The organism is Vicinamibacterales bacterium, assembly GCA_036496585.1.
Taxonomy (GTDB): Bacteria; Acidobacteriota; Vicinamibacteria; order Vicinamibacterales; family 2-12-FULL-66-21; genus JAICSD01.
Map to the genome: position 1 here is coordinate 75691 of DASXLB010000071.1, position 18111 is coordinate 93801.

At 68.5% G+C, this 18111-nt stretch carries 15 protein-coding genes; 3 read left to right on the forward strand and 12 right to left on the reverse strand.

From position 1 onward, the window contains the following. Nucleotides 1-72 precede the first annotated feature (72 nt). From VGI12_20385 to VGI12_20425, 9 genes are all read right to left on the reverse strand, one after another. Nucleotides 73-1968 (reverse strand): CRTAC1 family protein, encoded by a 1896-nt coding sequence (locus VGI12_20385; protein HEY2435039.1) that lies wholly within the window; start codon nt 1966-1968, stop codon nt 73-75. Continuing rightward, the gene (locus VGI12_20390; GenBank protein ID HEY2435040.1) at nt 1968-3620 is read right to left on the reverse strand and encodes a CRTAC1 family protein; all 1653 of its coding nucleotides are present in this window, start codon (nt 3618-3620) and stop codon (nt 1968-1970) included. The genes VGI12_20385 and VGI12_20390 overlap by 1 nt, the downstream gene beginning before the upstream one ends. Further along, on the reverse strand, nt 3617-4747 hold the full coding sequence (locus VGI12_20395) for a tetratricopeptide repeat protein (protein ID HEY2435041.1): 1131 nt from the start codon (nt 4745-4747) through the stop codon (nt 3617-3619). Before VGI12_20395 ends, VGI12_20390 begins: the two co-directional genes overlap by 4 nt. Nucleotides 4748-4856: 109 nt before the next feature. Further along, a complete protein-coding gene (locus VGI12_20400; protein ID HEY2435042.1) occupies nt 4857-6041 on the reverse strand; it encodes an alpha/beta fold hydrolase in 1185 nt (394 codons plus the stop codon). Nucleotides 6042-6046: 5 nt separating this feature from the next. Beyond that, nucleotides 6047-7375, reverse strand: a complete 1329-nt coding sequence (locus tag VGI12_20405) for a lyase family protein (protein HEY2435043.1) — start codon at nt 7373-7375, stop codon at nt 6047-6049. Then, the gene (gene pcaG / locus VGI12_20410; GenBank protein ID HEY2435044.1) at nt 7372-7926 is read right to left on the reverse strand and encodes a protocatechuate 3,4-dioxygenase subunit alpha; all 555 of its coding nucleotides are present in this window, start codon (nt 7924-7926) and stop codon (nt 7372-7374) included. The genes VGI12_20405 and pcaG overlap by 4 nt, the downstream gene beginning before the upstream one ends. Further along, nucleotides 7923-8624 carry a protocatechuate 3,4-dioxygenase subunit beta gene (gene pcaH / locus VGI12_20415; protein ID HEY2435045.1) on the reverse strand — a complete coding sequence of 234 codons (702 nt, stop codon included), beginning with the start codon at nt 8622-8624 and terminating at the stop codon, nt 7923-7925. Before pcaH ends, pcaG begins: the two co-directional genes overlap by 4 nt. After that, nucleotides 8621-9397: a CoA-transferase subunit beta gene (locus VGI12_20420; protein ID HEY2435046.1), complete on the reverse strand. Its 777-nt coding sequence runs from the start codon at nt 9395-9397 to the stop codon at nt 8621-8623. Before VGI12_20420 ends, pcaH begins: the two co-directional genes overlap by 4 nt. Continuing rightward, the gene (locus VGI12_20425) at nt 9394-10191 is read right to left on the reverse strand and encodes a CoA-transferase (protein HEY2435047.1); all 798 of its coding nucleotides are present in this window, start codon (nt 10189-10191) and stop codon (nt 9394-9396) included. Before VGI12_20425 ends, VGI12_20420 begins: the two co-directional genes overlap by 4 nt. A gap of 87 nt (nt 10192-10278) precedes the next feature. Here VGI12_20425 and VGI12_20430 point away from each other — a divergent pair, with 87 nt between their 5' ends. Together VGI12_20430 and VGI12_20435 are read left to right on the forward strand one after the other, a co-directional pair. Continuing rightward, entirely contained in the window at nt 10279-11043 is a 765-nt protein-coding gene (locus VGI12_20430; GenBank protein HEY2435048.1) for an IclR family transcriptional regulator C-terminal domain-containing protein, read from the forward strand. Next, entirely contained in the window at nt 11040-12227 is a 1188-nt protein-coding gene (locus tag VGI12_20435; protein HEY2435049.1) for a 4-hydroxybenzoate 3-monooxygenase, read from the forward strand. The genes VGI12_20430 and VGI12_20435 overlap by 4 nt, the downstream gene beginning before the upstream one ends. Nucleotides 12228-12248: 21 nt before the next feature. Here VGI12_20435 and VGI12_20440 read toward each other — a convergent pair whose 3' ends face one another. Next, nucleotides 12249-13334, reverse strand: coding sequence for a hypothetical protein (locus tag VGI12_20440; GenBank protein ID HEY2435050.1), 1086 nt, complete (start codon nt 13332-13334; stop codon nt 12249-12251). A gap of 122 nt (nt 13335-13456) precedes the next feature. On the opposite strand from VGI12_20440, the gene VGI12_20445 reads away from it, so the two are divergent. Next, complete coding sequence (locus tag VGI12_20445; protein HEY2435051.1) at nt 13457-14716, forward strand: alpha/beta hydrolase-fold protein; 1260 nt, start codon at nt 13457-13459, stop codon at nt 14714-14716. Between the two features lie 100 nt (nt 14717-14816). On the opposite strand, the gene VGI12_20450 is transcribed toward VGI12_20445, so the two are convergent. Beyond that, a complete protein-coding gene (locus VGI12_20450; protein HEY2435052.1) occupies nt 14817-16367 on the reverse strand; it encodes a tannase/feruloyl esterase family alpha/beta hydrolase in 1551 nt (516 codons plus the stop codon). A 184-nt stretch (nt 16368-16551) separates the two neighbouring features. Beyond that, nucleotides 16552-18057 carry a ThuA domain-containing protein gene (locus tag VGI12_20455; GenBank protein ID HEY2435053.1) on the reverse strand — a complete coding sequence of 502 codons (1506 nt, stop codon included), beginning with the start codon at nt 18055-18057 and terminating at the stop codon, nt 16552-16554. Between the last annotated feature and the right edge of the window lie 54 nt (nt 18058-18111).

Genomic DNA, 18111 nt, shown 5'->3' on the forward strand with positions numbered 1-18111 from the left:
CGGCGCTTATTCTCCCCAGGTACCATTCAGAGGGACCGGAAGCCCTCGTAGGCACCAATTTAACACGTGGGGCTAGGGCTCGCGGACCTGAATGCGTGAATTGGCCTTGATGGGCGGGGACACCGTCTGGTGCTTTCCAGACGGCCAGACGACCTCGATCCGGTCGACGCTCTCGGCCGTCCCGAGCCCGAAGTAGAGGGGCATCACGCTGTGCGACAGGTAGCCGGAGCTGCCGTCCATGACCTGCATGTAGGTCTTGCCGCCGGCCGTCACTCTGACGACCGCGCCGAGGCCGTTGCGGTTCGAGGTGGTGCCGGTCAGGGCGATCTCGACGTAGTGGATCTTCGTTTTCTCGGTCAGGTTGCTGATGAGCACCATCGGCGCAGCGTTGAGCTCGTTGGTGACGATGTCGAGATCGCCGTCACCGTCGACGTCGAAGATGGCCGACGAACGTGAGCCGCGCGCCCCCCAGATCATCACCTTGCCGGTTTCGCCGACAGCGTCCTTGTGCCCCTTGTCGCGGCCGGAGGCGTCCAGCTCGACGGAGGCCGTCGACAGCCCGCCTTGCCGCGGCTCGACGCCGAGCACGAATTCGGCGTCGACGAACTTCTGGCCGCGGTCGTTCAGCTTGACCGCGTTGATCATGTAGCGCTCCGGATAGTTCATGCCGGAGGCGATGAAGATGTCCTGGAAGCCGTCGGCGTTGAGATCGCCGACGCTCGGGCCCCACGGGCAGTAGTTCTCGAGCCCCAACTGGTCCGAAACCTCCCGGTACTTGTCCGGGCCGTCCTTCTGGAAGAAGGAGTTGCCCCAGATGCTCGTCTTGCCGGTGCCGCGGAATGACTCCGGCCATTTCATGTCCGACTTCAAATGATCGAGCGCCGGCGCCGTCATGGCGCTCATGTCGGAGTGCATGTCGGTGATGAAAATGTCCATCCGGCCGTCGTTGTTGAAGTCGAACGACTTGATCCCCATCGCGCCCCACGACGTCCGCGGGAAGAGCGTGCGGCTCTTGTTCTCGAACCGCTTGCCGCCGGCGTTCTCGTAGTACTGATCGTCCCCCTGCATGTTCAACAGGTAGACGTCCGGCCAGCCGTCGTCGTTGGCGTCGATGATGGCGGCGTCGCCCGACCAGGACAGATCGTGCAGCCCCATCTGGTCGGTCACGTCGGCGAAGTGGTTGTGGCCGGTGTTGTGGTAAAGGATGCTCGCCTCGGCCCGCTCCGGGTGCAGGTGGCCGGAGAACGCATCCTCGAACGCCACGAAATACTTGTAGCCGTCGCCCGCGACGACGTCGGTCGTGTACTTGCCGACGTTGACGAGCAACAGGTCGAGGAGGCCGTCGTGGTCGTAGTCGAAGAACACGGCGCTTGACGAGTGGCCGACGTAGTTGACGCCGGCCGCCGCGGAGATGTCCTTGAAGTGGCCGTGGCCGTCGTTCTCGAACAGCATGTTGCCGCCGCGCACGGTGGTGACGTAGAGATCCTGATCGCCGTCGTTGTCGATGTCTGCGAACGAGGCCGAGACGCTGACCTTGTCGGGCACAGCGACGCCGGCCGACGCGGTGATGTTCTCGAACTTGCCGCCGCCGAGATTCCGCCAGAGCTGATTGCCGCCGACCTGCGACACGAAGTAGATGTCGAGCAGCCCGTCGCCGTCGACGTCGGCGACGGCAATACCGTTACCGTGGTCGTAGTGCGCCGCCTTGTAGGTGCGGCCGGCGTCGTCGACGATGTGATGCCTGAAGGTGATGCCGCTCTCGGCGAGGTGATCGGAGAACTGGAAGTCGTGGAAGGCCGACACCGTCGCCATCGCCTTGACCTGCGCATCCTTGGCGCGGGTGAGCCACGCCGTGTCGTTGACGTTCGCCGGCACGTAGCGGATGGCGTCCTGCGCCTGGATCAGCAGCGGAATCGCCGCGGCGGCACTGACCGCGGCAAGCGTGTGTCGGAGTCGTCCTGGAGCCACTATCTGACCTCCTCCTCGATAACCAGCACTTGATCGGCTTTGACGTTCTCGAGCACCTGTCGCGCCCCGCCGGGCCACGCCACTTCGAGGCGCCTCACCATCGTCGCGCGCCCCAGGCCGAGGTGCAGGCGCGTGTCGCTGGCGCTGAGGTAGCTTGCCACATTATTGATCTCGCGCACCTGCGTGCCCTCGGAGGTCTCGGCGGTGACTACGACGCCAAGGCCGAACGCGTTACTGCGGTGCCCCTTCGCTTGGATCGTCAGCCAGTGGGCGCTGTCGGGCGACTGGTTTCTGAGCAGGACCGCGGGCCGCCCGAGATTGTTGATCGCCACGTCGAGACGGCCGTCGTTGTCGAAGTCGGCGACGGCGAGGCCGCGCCCGACCCGTTCGACCTGCAGCGCGGCGCCGCTCTGCGCGGTGACGTCCCGGAAGACGCCGCCGCCGACGTTCTCATAGAGGAGGTCGCGCTGCGCGTAGCTCAGGTTCGGCTGGAACAGCCTGACGTTGTCGATGACGTGGCCGTTGGTGACGTAGATGTCGAGATCGCCGTCGTTGTCCACATCGAAGAGCTTGGCGCCGAATCCGAGCGAGAGAAAGGCCGAGCGCAGCCCTGGCATCGACGCCTTGTCCTCGAAGGTGCCGTCGCCACGGTTGATGAACAGCGCGTTCAGTTCTTCGGAGAAGTTGGTCACGAACAGATCCGGGCGGCCGTCGCCGTCGAGGTCGGCGCAGTCGACCCCCATACCGGCGCGCGGCTTGCCGTTGCTGTCGAAGCCGACGCCCGCGGCGTAGGTGACGTCCTCGAACGTGCCGTCGTGCTTGTTGCGGTAGAGGAAATTCCGGACCGTGTCGTTGGCGACGTAGATGTCGGGCCAGCCGTCGCGATCGTAGTCGCAGAAGGTGACGCCGAGCCCCTTGCCGGCTGGATTGGCGACGCCGGCCTTCTGGGAGACGTCGGTAAACGTGCCGTCGCCGTTGTTGTGATACAGGCGGTCGGGGGTGCCGTCGAAGATCTTCGGATCGCAGTACATGCGATACCCGTCCTTCTTCTGGCCGCAGTACGGATTCTCGCTCAGGCGGTAGTCGACGTAGTTGACGACGAAGAGGTCGAGGCGGCCGTCGTGGTCGTAATCGAAAAAGCCGCTGCTCGTGCTCCACTGCGACGGTGTGCCGGCGACGCCCGCCTTGGCGGTGACGTCTGTGAACGTGCCGTCGTGGTTGTTGCGATAGAGCGTGTCGAGCCCGAACGCCGTGACGAACAGATCGAGGTAGCCGTCGTTGTCGTAGTCGCCGACCGCCACGCCGGTCTTGAAGACGCGATCGCCAGCGCTCGTGCCTGCGACGCCCGCTTTCGCGGTGACATCGGTGAAGGTGCCGTCGCGGTTGTTGTGATACAGCGCGTTGGACGAGCCGGGCGCGCCATTGACGAAGAACAAATCCGGAAAGCCGTCGTTGTCGTAGTCGATCCAGGCGACGCCGGATCCGAAGGTCTCGACCATGCGCTTGCCGGCCGACGCGCCCGACTGGTGGACGAAGCCGATCTTCGCCGCCGCCGTCACGTCGGCGAAGCGAGCGACCGGCGCGGCAGGCGTCTGACTGCCGGCGAGCGCGAGCCCCAGCAGTCCGCATAGCGGTGCGAGCCGTGCGATCACGCCGGTCTCTTGGCCGGACCGCCGCGGGCTTTGTCCCGGAGCGTCTTCTGGAGGTCGTCGGGCAAAGGCGAACCAAGCGCCTCGGCGCGGGTCGCTTCGTCGAGAGCCTTGCTGTAGAGGCCCTGGCGCAGATAGACCTCCGCCAGGTAGCGATAGCCCAGGCCGTAATTCGGATCGAGGTCCACCGCCTGCTTGAAGTCACGCGCCGCCGCCGCGAGCTGGACCTGCTTGAGCCGAATCAGACCTTCCTCGAAGGCGAGATCGCGCTGGATTTGCTGATCGGCCGCCGACACGGCGGTGGCCGGCGCAATCGAGCGCGCCCGCGTCAGCCACGTGTCGGCCTTGGCGAGCTGTCCCTTCAGTCGATAGGCGCGGGCGAGCTGGATCACCACGGCCGGCCGCGACGGATCGAGCGTGATCCCGTCGGTCAGGCTGGTGATGGCCGCGTCGAGGCGTCCCGCGTCGAGATAGGCGCTGCCGAGGCTGGCGTAGACTTCCGGCCGCTTGCTGCCGCCCGCCAGCACCGCTTCGAAGGCCGCGATCGCCTCGTCGCGGCGCTTCAGATCGATCAGTGCGAGTCCCTGGTAGTAGCGCGCCTCCATCAGGGACGGGTCGCTCTTCAGCGCCTGGGCGGTCAGGTCCAACGCCGCGTCAGGCTTGCCGGATTGCCGCTGACTCTCGCCGAGCAGCGCCAGCACCTGCGGCTGCCCCGGCATCACGGTCAGCGCCGCCTGCAGTTCCTCGATGGCGCGTTCCGGGCGCCCGAGATCGAGGTAGAGCCGCGCGAGATAGATGCGCGCCGGTACGAGCGAGGGGTCGAGACTGATCGCCTGGCGGAGCTCTCCGACGGCTTCGCCGACCAGGTCGGGCGATCGCTTCGTCAGATAGGCGACGCCCAGCAGCGTGTGCGCCGTCGCGGATTTCGGGTCCTCCGCAAGGATCGCCTTGAGCTCGGCGATATCGGCGTCGGCGTGCGCGCCGGTGGAGAAGATGTCCGCGGCCACTTTCGACAGCCGCTGCTCGATTGTCTGCGCGCCGGCGAGGCGAACGGCTGCCGCTGACACGACGACACCGACGGTGGCTGCCGCGACGAAGCAGCGTTTCAGATGTGCGCGGGTCAGGCCCATGGCCCAGGGGAGTGTACCATCAGGCGGCGAGCGCCGGTCTTCTTGGACCGGCAGCCACCTCACCAAAGAGCTGTTCTTCAGAATCTTCGAAAGACGGCGCGCCGAAGCGTCACACCCGTGAGCCTCCCGGGCCCGGAGGTTCGCGACGCTCGCGCGACAGCTCTTCGGCGGCGATCTGGAACGCCGTGTTCGCCGCCGGCACGCCGGCGTAGACGGCGACCTGCAGCAGGACTTCCTTGAGATCCGACTCGTCGAGCTCGGCGGCCAGGCCGGTGCGGACGTGCAGCCGGAACTCTTCCCAGCGCCCCATCGACGCGGTCATCGCCAGTACGAGCAGGCGCCGGGTCGGACGATCGAGCGCCGGGCGCGTCCAGATCGTGCCCCACGCGAACGTAGTGATGAGCGCCTGGAACTCGCGAGTGAAATCGGTCTGCGCCGCGACGGCGCGATCGACGTGCGCGTCGCCGAGGACGGCGCGCCGCATCGCCATCCCGGCCGCGCCGATATCGGCGGCCGCCGGCACCACGCAGTCGAGGACGGCGGCGTTGAAGGCGCGCGGGCGCTCGAGGTTGGAGAGATGCCCGGCGTCAAGGCTGATCGCGCGCGCGCCGGGAATGCCGGCCGCCAGCAGCTGGCCGTGCTGCGGCGGCGGCATCGACGCGTCGGCGTCGCCCGAGATGACCAGCGTCGGCACGCCGATGCGGGCGAGGAGCGGCCGGCCGTCGTGATCGCGAATCGCCGCGCAGCAGCCGGCGTAGCCGGTCCTGTTGCTGCCGAGCACGGTCCGCCGCACCCAGTCGACGGCGGGGTCGCCCGAGGCAAGCCCGCGCGGTGAGAAGTTGCGGCTCATCACCGTGTCGATGATGTCGTCCAGCCCGCGATCGAGCATGTGGACGCGGCGCTGCTCGAACACCTGTGCGTCGACGTGCGCCGAGGTGTTGGCCAGGACCAACCGGGTCAGGCGCTCTGGCGCGTTCGCGCCGAGCCACTGACCGATCATGCCGCCGAGCGACAGACCACACCAGGCGAACGTGCGGATACCCAGCGCGTCGGCGAGGGCGAGCGCGTCGCGCGCGAGCGTCTCGATGCGGTAGTCGCCGGCCGTCGCCTCCGACGCGCCATGGCCGCGCGTGTCGTAGCGCAGCACGCGCGCGTGCGGCAGCAGCGCCGCCGTCAGCGTGTCCCACAACGCGTGGTCGAGGCCGAGCGAATGGGAGAGCACGACGGCCGGATCGGCGTCGCGCCCGTCCAGGCGGTAGAAGCAGCGGTGTCCGTTGATGTCGATGAGCGGCATGGCTGTCAGCTCTGAATCAGCTCGCGGCGGACCGCTTCGGCCGCGGCGATGTCCTCGTCAAACCGATCGATCGAGTCGAGACGCGTGCCGAGCGCCGCGACGGCGTCCGCGTCGGCGCGCAGCGCGGCGGGGAAGGTGAGGCCCTCGCTTCGGCTTCGCGCCAGCGCGCGCGACACGATCGCCTCGGCGGCGTCCCGCCCGGCCGCGGCGCGCAGCAGCAGCGAGGCGCGTTCGGCGAAGACGGCGCCGGCGGTCGCGTCGAGATTGGCGCGCATGCGCTCGGGAAACACCTCGAGGCTGGCGATCGTGTCGGTGACGGCGGCGAGCGCGGCGCCGGTGGCTTGGATCGTGCCACTGAGTGCGGACCATTCGAGCTGCCAGCCGCCGAGGGCCCGCTCGTGTTCCTGGACGAGTCCGCTCAGGAGCCCCGAGGCCAGCCCCGGCACACGCATCGCGGCGGCGATCGCCACGGCGCATCCCGCCGGGTTCCGCTTTTGCGGCATCGCCGACGATCCGCCGCCGGCCGCGGCGGCTTCGCCGACTTCGGCCTGCGCCAGCAGCGCGACGTCACGCGCGACCTTGCCGAGCGCGCCGGCCAGGATGGCGCAGTCGCTGCCGATGGCCGCGAGGCGGCCGCGGCGGGTGTGCCACGGGGGACACACTCGCAGCCCGAGCTCTTCGGCCAGCGCCGCCGCGACCTGCGGCCCCTGGTCGCTGAGCGCGGCCCGCGTGCCGACGGCACCGCCGAACTGCAGCGTGGCGGCGTGACTGAGCGCGCTGTGGAGCCGCCACCAGCCCTCCCCGACGCCCGCGCCCCAGACGGCGGCCTTGAGGCCGAACGTGATCGGCGTCGCCGGCTGCAGGAGCGTGCGGCCGAGCATGACGGTGGCGGCGTGCGCGTCCGACAGCCGCGTCAGCGCGGCGGTCAGTCTGTCGTAGGTCGGCTGCAGCAGCGGGCGCACGCGCTGGAGCAGCAGGACGAGCGCCGTGTCGGCGACGTCCTGGCTGGTCGCGCCGAAATGGACGAAAGCCGCCGCCCCAGGGTCGGCAAGGCGCACCTGCTCCACGAGCAGCGCGACCAGCGGGATCGCGGGCGTCGCATGGCGGCGCACGTCGGCGAGGAAGGGCGCCATGTCGATGCGAGCCGGATCGATGGCCCGGGCCGCTGCGGCAATGACCGCCGCCGCACTGTCGGGGACGAGGTCCAGGCGCGCCTCCGCCACCGCCAGCGCAACCTCGAAATCGAGCATCGCGCCGATCAGCGCGCTGTCGGAGAACAGATCCGACAACGCGGGGGTCGTGGAAAAGGCGTCGATGAGCCTGTCGCCGCTCACAGGTCGAAGAATACCGTCTCGTGCGGACCCTGGAGGCGGATCTCCCACTCCCAGCTGTTCGATGCGCCCGCCGTCGGCGTCGCGAGCAGCGTCGCGCGTCGATCCGCGGGAACGAGGGCCAGCAGCGGATCGGTCTCGAGATCCGGGTCGCCGGCAAAGTAGACCCGCGTGTAGAGATGGCGCAGCAGACCGCGCATGAACAGGCAGACGTTGAGGTGCGGCGCCTGCGCGCTGCCCTCGGGTGCCGCGGCGCGGCCGGGGCGGATGGTCTCGAACAAGCAACTGCCGTCGTGGCCGGTCGCGAGGCGGCCGAACCCGGCGAAGCCGCTCGCGCCGTACTCGCCGGCGGCGTTGGCTTGGTAGACCTCGACGAGCGCGTCGGGCAGCGGCATGCCGGCGCCGTCGATCACCCGCACGCGCAGCTGCAGCCGCTCGCCGACCGCGTTGCCGGCGACCGAACCGAGCCGTTCGTCGGGCGCGAGCGCGAAGTGAAAGAACGGGCCCACCGTCTGCGACGGCGTCGCGACGCGATCGGCGTGGCCCCGGCTCATGCCCGCCCCTCGAACGGCGTCGAATGGCGGCCGCGCAGCACGATGTCGAAGCGGTAGCCGAGCGCCCATTCGGGCTCGGTGAGCGCGAGGTCGAACTCGGAAACGAGCCGGCGTTGCGCCGCCGCGTCGGGAATCGACTGCAGAATCGGATCCTGCGGGAACAGCGGATCGTTCGGGAAGTACATCTGCGTAACCAGGCGCGACTCGAATGACTCGCCGAACAGCGAGAAATGGATGTGTGCCGGCCGCCAGGCATTGGGATGGTTGCGCCACGGGTACGCGCCGGGCTTGATCGTCAGGAAGCGGTAGTGCCCGGCGCCGTCGGTGATCGCCCGGCCCGCGCCGGTGAAGTTCGGGTCGAGCGGCGCCGGGTGATCGTCGAGCGCGTGGAAGTAGCGCCCGGCGGCGTTCGCCTGCCAGATCTCGACCAGCGTGTGCCGGACCGGCCGGCCGTCCTCGTCGAGGATGCGCCCCGAGACGATGATCCGTTCGCCGAGCGGCTCGGCGCCGTGCTGTCTGGTCAAGTCGCTGTCGGCCTGGCCGACCGGCAGGTATCCGTAGACCGGCGCGGCCAGATCGCGCAGGTTGCCCGGCACCTTGATCAGCGGCCGCGCCGGCGCCCGGAGTGCGTTCGACAGGTAAGGGGGATAGGTCAGCGGCGGCTGGCTGCGCGCGTCGGCGCGCGAATCGGTGCTCACGGTGTCCTCTGGTGTGCGCGCGCGGTCCGCGCCTGCAGATCGCGCAGCGCCTCGAGCTCCGACGCCCGTGGCGCGGGCGTCTCGTCGACCTGCGGGACGAACCGCACCGGCCATCCGGTGCGCTCGCGGACGGTCTCGGCGCTGACGCCGGGATGCACGCTCACGACCTCGAACTCCTTGCTTTCGGGATCGGGCCTCATCATACACAGATCGGTGACGATGAGCGCCGGTCCCTCGCTTCCGAGACCGAGCGCGCGCCGTTCGCGGCCGGTCGGACCGTGCCCGAGCGAAGTGATGAAGTCGACGCGCTCGACGAACGTCCGCGGCGTCTGCGTCATGATGATGTAGATCCGCCGGCAGCCGGTCGCGATCTCCGGCGCGCCGCCGCCGCCCGGCAGCCGCACCGACGGCTTGGCGTAGGGACCGATTACCGTGCTGTTCAGATTGCCGAAGCGATCGACCTGCGCGCCGCCGAGAAAGCCGACACCGATGCGCCCGCCCTGCAGCCAGTAGCTGAAAATCTCCGGCACCGACACCGTCGTGAGCGCGGTCTCGTGCAGTTCACCGTCGCCGATCGACAGCGGCAGCACGTCGGGCCGTGTCTCGATGGTGCCGGATTCATAGATCAGCCGCAGCCGCGGCGCGTGGGTCAGGCGGGCGAGGTTGCACGCCGCCGACGGCAGTCCGATCCCGACGAAACACACGTCTTCGTCGGTCAGCGCCCGGGCCGCGGCGATCGTCATGATTTCCTGCGCCGTGTAGGTCGCGTTCATAGGCCCAGATGCTCCTGCATCCACGCCTGGAACGTGCCGCGATCCTTCGCGATGCTTTCCCAGGCGGCGTAGAACGCGTTGTCGCGCCCGTAGTAGCCGTGCGCGTAGGACGGTCGCGCGCCGCCGGGCGCCTGCACGACGGCGGTCAGCGTCCAGGCCGGCAGGACGACGGCGCTGCGGCCGTGCGGGGGAAACCGATCGACCACTTCCTCCACCGTGACGATGGCGCGGGCCGCCGCGAGCGCGGCCTCTTTCTGCACGCCGACGATGCCGTCGATGAGCACGTTGCCGTCGCGGTCGGCCTGCTGAGCGTGGATGATCGTGACGTCGGGGCGCAGCGCCGGCACCGCTGCGAGCGCTTCGCCGGTGAACGGACAGACGATCTGTCGGATGTTCGGGTTCACGCTCGGGAGATCGGAGCCGAGATAGCCGCGGAAGACGGCGCACGGCAGGCCGGCGGCGCCGGCCGCATAGGCATGCGCCATCGCGCTGTGGCTGTGTTCTTCGATCTCGAGCGGGACGGGCCAGCCATGCTCGATGGCGTCGCGCAGCCGCGGCAGTGACCCGACGCCAGGATTGCCGCCCCACGAGAAGATCAACTTCCTGGCGCATCCGGCGCCGATCATCTGGTCGTAGAGCAGATCCGGCGTCATCCGGATCAGCGTGAGGCCGTCGATCCCCTGGCGGATGATTTCGTGACCGGCCGCGAAGGGGATGAGGTGGGTGAAGCCCTCGAGGGCCACGCGATCGCCGGGATGGACGTAACGGGCGATCGCCTCGTCGAGACGAAGCACGCAGGCAGCCTACCATCGCGCCAAGGCCGGTCAAACGATTATCGTCTCTTTCGTGCGATAATCGCCGCCGTTACCGAGGTACTGAACATGGCCAGTGATCCTGACTTCATGCTGTCGCTCGCCCGCGGCCTGGCCGTCATCCGCGCCTTCGGCGAGGGAAAACCACAGCTGTCGATCCGCGAAATCTCGCTCGCCACCGGCTTCTCGCGCGCCGCCGCCCGCCGCTGTCTCCATACGCTGATGACGCTCGGCTATGCCAGCGGCCAGAACGGCGTCTACGAACTCACCCCGGCCACCCTGTCGCTGGCCTCGAACTATCTCGGCTCGACCTCGATTGCCCGCCTCGCGCAGCCGGTGCTTGAACGCCTGTCGAGCCAGCTGCACGAGTCGTCGTCGGTCGCCGTGCTCGACGGCGACGACATCGTCTATGTCGCCCGCGCCGCGGTGAAGCGGATCCTCTCGATCGGCCTGGCCGTCGGCAGCCGCCTGCCCGCCGCGACGACGTCGCTCGGACGCGTGCTGATCGCCAATCTCGAGGAGGCCTCGCGGGCACGGGTGCTGGCGCGGGTGAAGCTGGCGCGCCACACGCCACGCACCATTGTCGACAAGAACGAGCTGCGCGGCGAAATCGATCGCGTTCGCGGACAGGGCTACGCCATCGTCGACCAGGAGCTCGAGCTGGGGCTGCGCTCGATGGCGGTGCCGATCGTCGGCGCCGGCCGGCGCGTTGTCGCCGCGGTCAACGTCGGCGTCTCGGCGGGACGCGCCGACCGTCAGACGCTGCAGAAGGAGTTCCTGCCGCTGCTGCAGCAGGCGGCCGCGGAGATCGGCGCCAGCGTCCGCGGGTCATGATCGGCGCGCGCACGCAGGTCGCGATCGTCGGCGGCGGTCCGGCCGGGCTGATGTTGGCGCAGCTCCTCCATCGGCAGGGAATCGACTCGATCGTCCTGGAGCGCAGCACCGAGCAACACGTGGTCGAGCGCGTGCGTGCCGGCGTGCTCGAGCAGGGGACCGTCGACCTGATGCACGAGGCGGGCGTCGCCGGGCGCGTGGCGCGGGACGGGCTGCGCCATGGCGGCATCCACATCGCCTTCGGCGGAGAACGGCACGCCGTCGACTTCGAGCGCCTCACCGGCGGACGGGCGATCACGATCTACGGACAGAACGAGCTCGTCCGCGATCTCATCGACGCGCGCGCCGCGACGGAGCGGCCGCTGCTGTTCGGCGTCACGGACGTGCGGCTGCTGGATCCCGAGTCCTCACGCCCGCGCGTCGCATTTACCGATCGCGAGGGAGAGCGCCGCGAGATCGCGTGCGACTTCATCGCCGGATGCGACGGCTTCCATGGCGTCTGCCGGTCGTCGATCCCTGTGGCGGCCACCCAGGTGTTCGAGCGCGTCTATCCGTTCGGATGGCTTGGCATCCTCGCCGACGCGCCGCCTTCGTCAGACTGGCTGGTCTACAGCCTGCACGATCGCGGCTTCGCGCTCTTCAGCATGCGCTCGCCGTCGGTGACCCGCCTCTATTTGCAGGTCGGGCCGGACGAGCGCCTCGACGAGTGGCCCGACGATCGCATCTGGCGCGAGCTGCAGCTGCGGCTGGCGACGAGCGACGGCTGGCGGCCCGCTGAAGGGACGATTACCCAGAAGAGCGTCACCGGCATGCGCAGCTTCATGTTCGAGCCGATGCGCTACGGCCGGCTGTTTATCGCCGGCGATGCCGCGCACATCGTGCCCCCGACCGGCGCCAAGGGGCTGAACCTCGCGATGGCCGACGTGAAGCGGCTGGCCGTCGCGCTGACGGACTACTACGGCTCGAGCCGCACCTCGGCGCTCGACGCCTATTCCGATCGCGGCCTCCGCCGCGCCTGGCGCGCGCAGCGTTTCTCGTGGTGGATGACCTCGTCGCTGCACGTCGCAGAGGACGCGACTCCGTTCGACCGGCGGCGGCAGCTCGCGGATCTCGACTACCTCGTCAGCTCCGAGGCGGCCATGACCAGCCTCGCCGAGAACTACGTCGGAACGCCCTTCGATTGAGCCAGGCGCGCCGGCAACCGGCTACGTCCACACCTCGCGCGCGACCCGTCCGACGAGCTCCAGTTTCTGGCGCTGTACGTCGGAGGAGATGCTGTTCCCCTCGTGCGTCGATGCGAAGCCGCACTGCGGACTGAGTGCCAGGCGATCGAGAGGGACGAACCGCGACGCCTCCGTGATGCGAGCCTTCAAGGTCTCTGGCGCCTCCATCCGCGGCAGCTTCGAGCTCACCAGTCCGAGCACGACGATGCGGCCGTCGGGGACGTGGCGAAGCGGTTCGAACGTGCCGGAACGTTCGTCGTCGTACTCGAGCAGGAACCGGTCGAACTTCGACCTGCCGAACACCTGCTCGGCGATCCGGTCGTAGCCGCCCGAGGCGTAGAACATGCTCTTGTGATTGCCGCGGCAGATGTGGATGCCGAAGGTGAGGCCTGGTTGCCCGGCGATGATGGCGTTGTCCATCTCGACCGACGCGGCGAGCATGCGGTCGGGGTCGGCGCCACGCCGGCGATAGCCTTCGCGGATCTTCTCGTCGAGCAGCGCGGCATATTGCGGGGCGTCGATCTGCACGTACTCGCAGCCGAGCCGCCGCAGTTCGGTGATCTCCCGGCGGGTGAAGTCGACGAGATCCGCGAGGTAGGCGTCGAGCGTGGGGTAGGCCCCTTTCGATTTCTCCGGATCGTAGTACGCCGCAGCCTGTTGCGCGCTGAGCAGCGTCACCTTCGCCGGCACGGCCGTGCGGCCGCGCAGATAGGTGAACTCCTCGACGGCCATCTGGCGGCGCCACTGCAGTTTGCCCACCACGACCGGGCGCGGCACCGTCGCCTCGTGTCCCTGGTTGTCGTGGAACGTGATCGACCAGCCGGCGGTCTTGTCGAATCCTTCGAGCGACTCGGCGAGGTGTCCGAAGAACGCGTACCGACGCATCTCGCCGTCGGTCACGACGTCGAGTCCGGCCTGCTGCTGCAGCGCGACCGCCTCGCCGACCGCGCGGTCCTCGACGGTCTTGTAGGCGGCGGGCGTGAGTTCGCCACGCTGCAGCCTGCCCTGCGCGTCGCGTAGATAGTCAGGGCGCAGGAGGGAGCCGACGACGTCGCTGCGGGGTGTCATGTGCGGCATCGTAGCGCATGCCCCGCGCGATCTTCGTGCGTTAATCGCACTGGCGTGAGCGATATCCGCGCTAGACTGCGAGCATCAGGAGCCTCTCAATGAAACGTTTAGGACTTTCGTTCGTGATTGCGGTAACAGCGGCGGCGATCGGCAGTGCGCAGGCGCCGGCCACGCCGCCGGCGGGGCAGGCGGCCGGCCAGGGACGTGGCGGCGGCGGCGGACGCGGCGTGCAGATCGTGTCGCCGGAAGTTCATCCCGACAAGACCGTCACGGTGCGCTTCCGCGCGCCGAACGCCAAGACGGTCGAGCTCATCGGCGAGATCGAGGGCAAGCCCTCCTACCCGATGACCAAAGACGAGGCCACCGGCGTCTGGTCGGCGACGATCGGCCCGCTGCCGCACGACGTCTACAATTATCAGTTCCGCGTCGACGCGGTAAACGGCCAAGGCGGTGTCATCGCCATGGACCCGCAGTCCCCCTGGGTCAAGATCGGCTTCGGCGGCTTCCCGTCGGCCAGCCAGTTCGAGATCCCTGGCGACGGCCTGGAATTCGACGATGCCAAGCCGGTTCCGCACGGAACGGTGCGCCTCGAAACCTATGACTCGAAGAGCATCGGCGCTCCGCGCACGCTGTGGATCTACACGCCGCCCGGTTACGAGAAGGGCACCGCGAAGTATCCGGTGTTCTACCTGCTGCACGGCTCGGGCAACATCGATTCGAGCTGGATACTCACTGGCCGCGCCAACTACATCATGGACAACCTCATCGCCGAGGGGAAGACGAAGCCGATGATCATCGTCAACCCGCTCGGCTACGCGCGCGCCGGGGTCGGCACGGTTCCCGATCGCGATCAGGATCGCGCCGCCTTTGGCGGCCGCGGCGCACCGCCCGCGCCCGGTTCACCGGCAGCTCAGCCCGGCGGACTCTTCGGTCAGGACCTTCTGACCGACATCATCCCCTACGTCGAGAAGACCTACCGCACGCTGCCCGGCGCCGACAATCGCGCGCTCGGCGGTCTCTCGATGGGCGGTGGCCAGACGGTGCAGATTGGCTTCACCCATCCCGACACCTTCCACTACCTCGTGGTGATGAGCGCCGGATCGCAGGCGAATCCCGATCAGAGCTATGCCGAGTTCTTCAACGGCGGCTACAAGAAGCTGAAGCTGCTCTGGATGGGCATCGGCAAGGACGACAACCTGGTCGGTCCCAGCGCCAAGACGCTCGACGAGGCCTTGACCAAGGCCAATATCCCGCACACGTTCCAGGTCGGCGAAGGCCGCCACGAATGGATGGTCTGGCGCCACCACCTGCACGACGTCGGGCCGCTGCTGTTCCAGAGTGCGCCGGCGAAGACAACGACGCCCGCGGCCGCGAAGAAATAGGGCGCCGCCCGGTCTGAGCGACGCCGGGTCTGAAGACCCGGCCTACACTCCGGTAGGGACCGGTGTAGACCGGACCCTCAGGTCCGGCGTCGCTCCAACGTCACCGCACGCCGCACGCGAAATTCGCCGCGTCGTCGGTCGAGCCGCTGCCTTTGTAGATCGCGGTCTGCGGATAGGGGCAGAGCGGGCGGGTTCGCACGACCTTCCCGTCCACGACCCGCGACGCCGGCAGGGACGCGGGGGCCGTACCTTTCTCGACCCATTGCACCAGCGGCGTGAACGCGTCGAACGCCGACGTGCCGCTGCCGCCGCCGCAGTGCGCCATCCCCGGCACCATGAACATCCGGTAGAACTCCGGCGTCGACGGGCCCATCGCCTGGGTGACGCTCTCGTAATAGCCGACGCTCATCAGCGGGTTCAGCGCCGGGTCTGCCCAGCCGACATAGCTGACGATCTTGCCGCCGCGCGCTTTGAAGCGCGACAGGTCCGGGCTCGTCGCGTCGATCAGCGCCTGCGAGGCCTGGATCTTGTCGAGATCAGCGTTGACGTCGAACGTGAGCCAGTCGTAGCTCGCGCGGGCGCGACCGAAGGCGATGTTCTTGAGGTACGCCTCGCCGAAACTCCAGGCGATGCTCTTGCCGTTGGGCGACTGAAACCACGGGATCCATCCAGATTCGGCTCCAACCGGCCAGCCCGGAAAGAACGCGCCGCTGCCGCGCCGCAGCGGTGCATAGATCGTTTCGACGCTGCCGATCTGCGCGGCGGTCAGACAGCCGGCGGCGGGTGCGTCACCGCCGCAGGTCGGGATGTCCTTCGACGGGTTGAAGGGACAACGCCGCGGATCGTCGATGGCGCCGTCTTTGACGCCGTCGAGCACGTCGCATTTCGCGAGCACCGCTTCGGCGATCGTCCTGACCGCGTCGGCGTTCAGCGGCGCCGCTGCGAGCGCCTTCTGGTCCTTCGCGTAGCCGATCATCGTCGCCGAGAAGTTCAGCACCGGCGCGCCGACGACAATGCCGTCGAAGTCGTCGGGAAAACGCTGCGCGGAAATGAGCCCCTGGCGTCCGCCGGTCGAGCAGCCGTCGAAATAGGCGCGGCTGGCCGGGGCGGTGTAATACGCGCTGGCCAGCGCCTTTGCCGTGACCACGGTGACGTGGACGGCGCGGAACGCGTAGTCGGCGAGCTTCTGCGGGTTCGCCGCAAAGGCCGCCAACGGTTCGGTCGCGCCATCGTGGCCGGTGTTGGTCTGCACGGCCACGAAGCCGCGGCCGACCGCGCGCGCCGCAGTGCCTTCTCGCCCGGGGTTGTCGAGCGCCTCGCCGGCATACCCGCCGTTGCCGAGCATGTAGACGCGGCCATTCCAGCGTGCCGGCAGATCCACCTCGAACCGGACTTCGGGCTGAATGAGTCCGATGACGCGGCAAAAGTCCGGCACGTCTCCCGCGGCCGCGATGGTAGTGGCGGACAGCACCGAGACGTCATAGCCGGTTTGCGACACGAGCGCCGCGCACGCAAGCTTCGGCGCGAGGCGCGGATTGTCCGCGAGAGCCGTGTCGTTCCAGTCGCGAAACTGCGAACCGTTCTGCGCGGCTGCCGCCGCAGCGCTGACCGCGACTGCGGCGGCCGCTGCCAGCACCTTGGATCCTGTCATCTGCGTGCCTTTCGTTCTGCCCTGGCGGATTGCCGGAGGGACAGGAGCGCAGCGGGTCCCGTGGAGGCTGCTGTGCACGGCTCCGACCCGGTCGAGAGTGGATGATCCCGCAGTGTGCAGCGCAGGCCGTCCAGACCTGCGCCGCACCCGGACGCGTTCCTTCGCTCCTTCGTGTCCTTCGGTTTTATTTAGTGTCTTCGACCTTTAGGTCGCCGAGGGCGTACTGGACGCCGGCGAGGATGTGCTCGAGGAACGGCTTGATCGCGTAGTTGCGTTCGGCATGGCCGTGCGCCTCGTAGAAGAGGCGTCCCTTGCCTTCGCGGCGGATCCAGCTGAGAGCGTAGTCGTGATCCGTCCGCATGCCGCTTTCCTTGGCCTTGTCCACGTCGCTCATCTTGTCGTAGTCGATCGACGTCAGCACATGCACGTTGGTGCGCGAGAACGAGTCCTGGTTGAAGGTGTAGGTCTCGTCGTGGATCACCCATTCCTGGCCGTGGAACATCTGGGTCAGCGGGCTCTTGGGGTCGTCGATCTTGACGGTGATCTCCTGCGGATCCACCCAGTGGAACTTGAAGTATCCGCCGATCATCGTGTTGAATTCTGGCCAGAGGGGATCGCCGCCAGGCTTGCCCTGTGCGGCGTTGGCCTCGGCGCCGGCGCGGCCTCCGCCGCGGGGCGCTGGAGCGGGCGTCAGCGCGGCAAACCGCGGAGCGAAGTCGGCCTGCGCGATCCGGCCGGCCTTGTCTATGTCGAGCTTGTCCCACCAGGCGGCCGTCACTGCCGTGAATTCCGCGCGCGACAGCTTCTCATCGCCGTCCTTGTCGCCCTGCGCGACCATCGCGGTCGCGAGGGCGCCACCGGGGCCGCCGGCCCGCCCGCCCGCGCGCCCGCGGCCTGCCGGGGCCGCCGCGCCGCCGCCGCACGACGCGCCGTGGTACGAATCGGTCGCTGCGTGAATGCCCGCGATGCCCTTGCCGCCGCGGATGAATTCGAGGAGTGCCGCCCGCCGCGCCGCCGTCGCCGCCGGATCGGCCGGATCGTCGAGGAAACAGCCGGTGGTGCTATCGAGGAAAATCAGGTCGTACTGCTTGAGGTTCTCGCTGTTGATGTCGGCGGCGTCATACGTCGTCGTGGCCGTCCACGCGCCGGTCTTCTTGCCCATCTCCTCAATCGTCTTCGCGGCGAGTGGGATCGAGGAATGGACGAAACCGCGCGCCGCGCCGAGCACGAGCACCTTGCGCGGCTTCAGTGGCTTGGCCATCGCCTTGTCTGGAAGGGCGGCCATCATCTTGTCGACGTCCGACTGGCAGGCGACGTGCGGGTTGGCGCTGCGACCGCCGCAGGCGTCCTGGCCGCCGCCAGGGGGCGGGGCCGGCGCGTACGCGGCCGTGACGCGTGTCAGTCCGTCGCCGATCTCGGCCGCCGACAGCGATCCGGTCTTCGCGGTGTCCCAGTCGCCGAACCACTTGTCGAACGCGCCGGTGAACTCGTCGCGCGACACTGCGCCGTCCTTGTTGGCGTCAAACGCGGAAAAGAGTGCGGGTGCAAGACCGCCGCGTCCGCCGCCGCGTCCGCCCCCCTGCCCAGCTGGCGGGGGAGCCTGCGCGGTGAGATGCACGAGGGCGCCTGTCAACAGAACGGCAGTGCCGCCGGCCAGGGCAAACGGCGCACGAAAAAGACCAGTTCGCATAAGAGTGTTTTCTCCTGGGGGCAGTTATAGCAAAAAACAGACGGTGGCGGGATC

Excerpts from the sequence above, each read along its gene's own strand:
- pcaG (HEY2435044.1), bottom strand. The coding sequence starts at position 7,926 with ATGAGCCGGGGCCACGCCGATCGCGTCGCGACGCCGTCGCAGACGGTG.
- VGI12_20420 (HEY2435046.1), bottom strand. The coding sequence starts at position 9,397 with ATGAACGCGACCTACACGGCGCAGGAAATCATGACGATCGCCGCGGCC.
- VGI12_20455 (HEY2435053.1), bottom strand. The coding sequence starts at position 18,057 with ATGCGAACTGGTCTTTTTCGTGCGCCGTTTGCCCTGGCCGGCGGCACT.
- VGI12_20440 (HEY2435050.1), bottom strand. The coding sequence starts at position 13,334 with ATGACACCCCGCAGCGACGTCGTCGGCTCCCTCCTGCGCCCTGACTAT.
- VGI12_20400 (HEY2435042.1), bottom strand. The coding sequence starts at position 6,041 with ATGCCGCTCATCGACATCAACGGACACCGCTGCTTCTACCGCCTGGAC.
- VGI12_20395 (HEY2435041.1), bottom strand. The coding sequence starts at position 4,747 with ATGGGCCTGACCCGCGCACATCTGAAACGCTGCTTCGTCGCGGCAGCC.
- VGI12_20430 (HEY2435048.1), top strand. The coding sequence starts at position 10,279 with ATGGCCAGTGATCCTGACTTCATGCTGTCGCTCGCCCGCGGCCTGGCC.
- VGI12_20450 (HEY2435052.1), bottom strand. The coding sequence starts at position 16,367 with ATGACAGGATCCAAGGTGCTGGCAGCGGCCGCCGCAGTCGCGGTCAGC.
- VGI12_20435 (HEY2435049.1), top strand. The coding sequence starts at position 11,040 with ATGATCGGCGCGCGCACGCAGGTCGCGATCGTCGGCGGCGGTCCGGCC.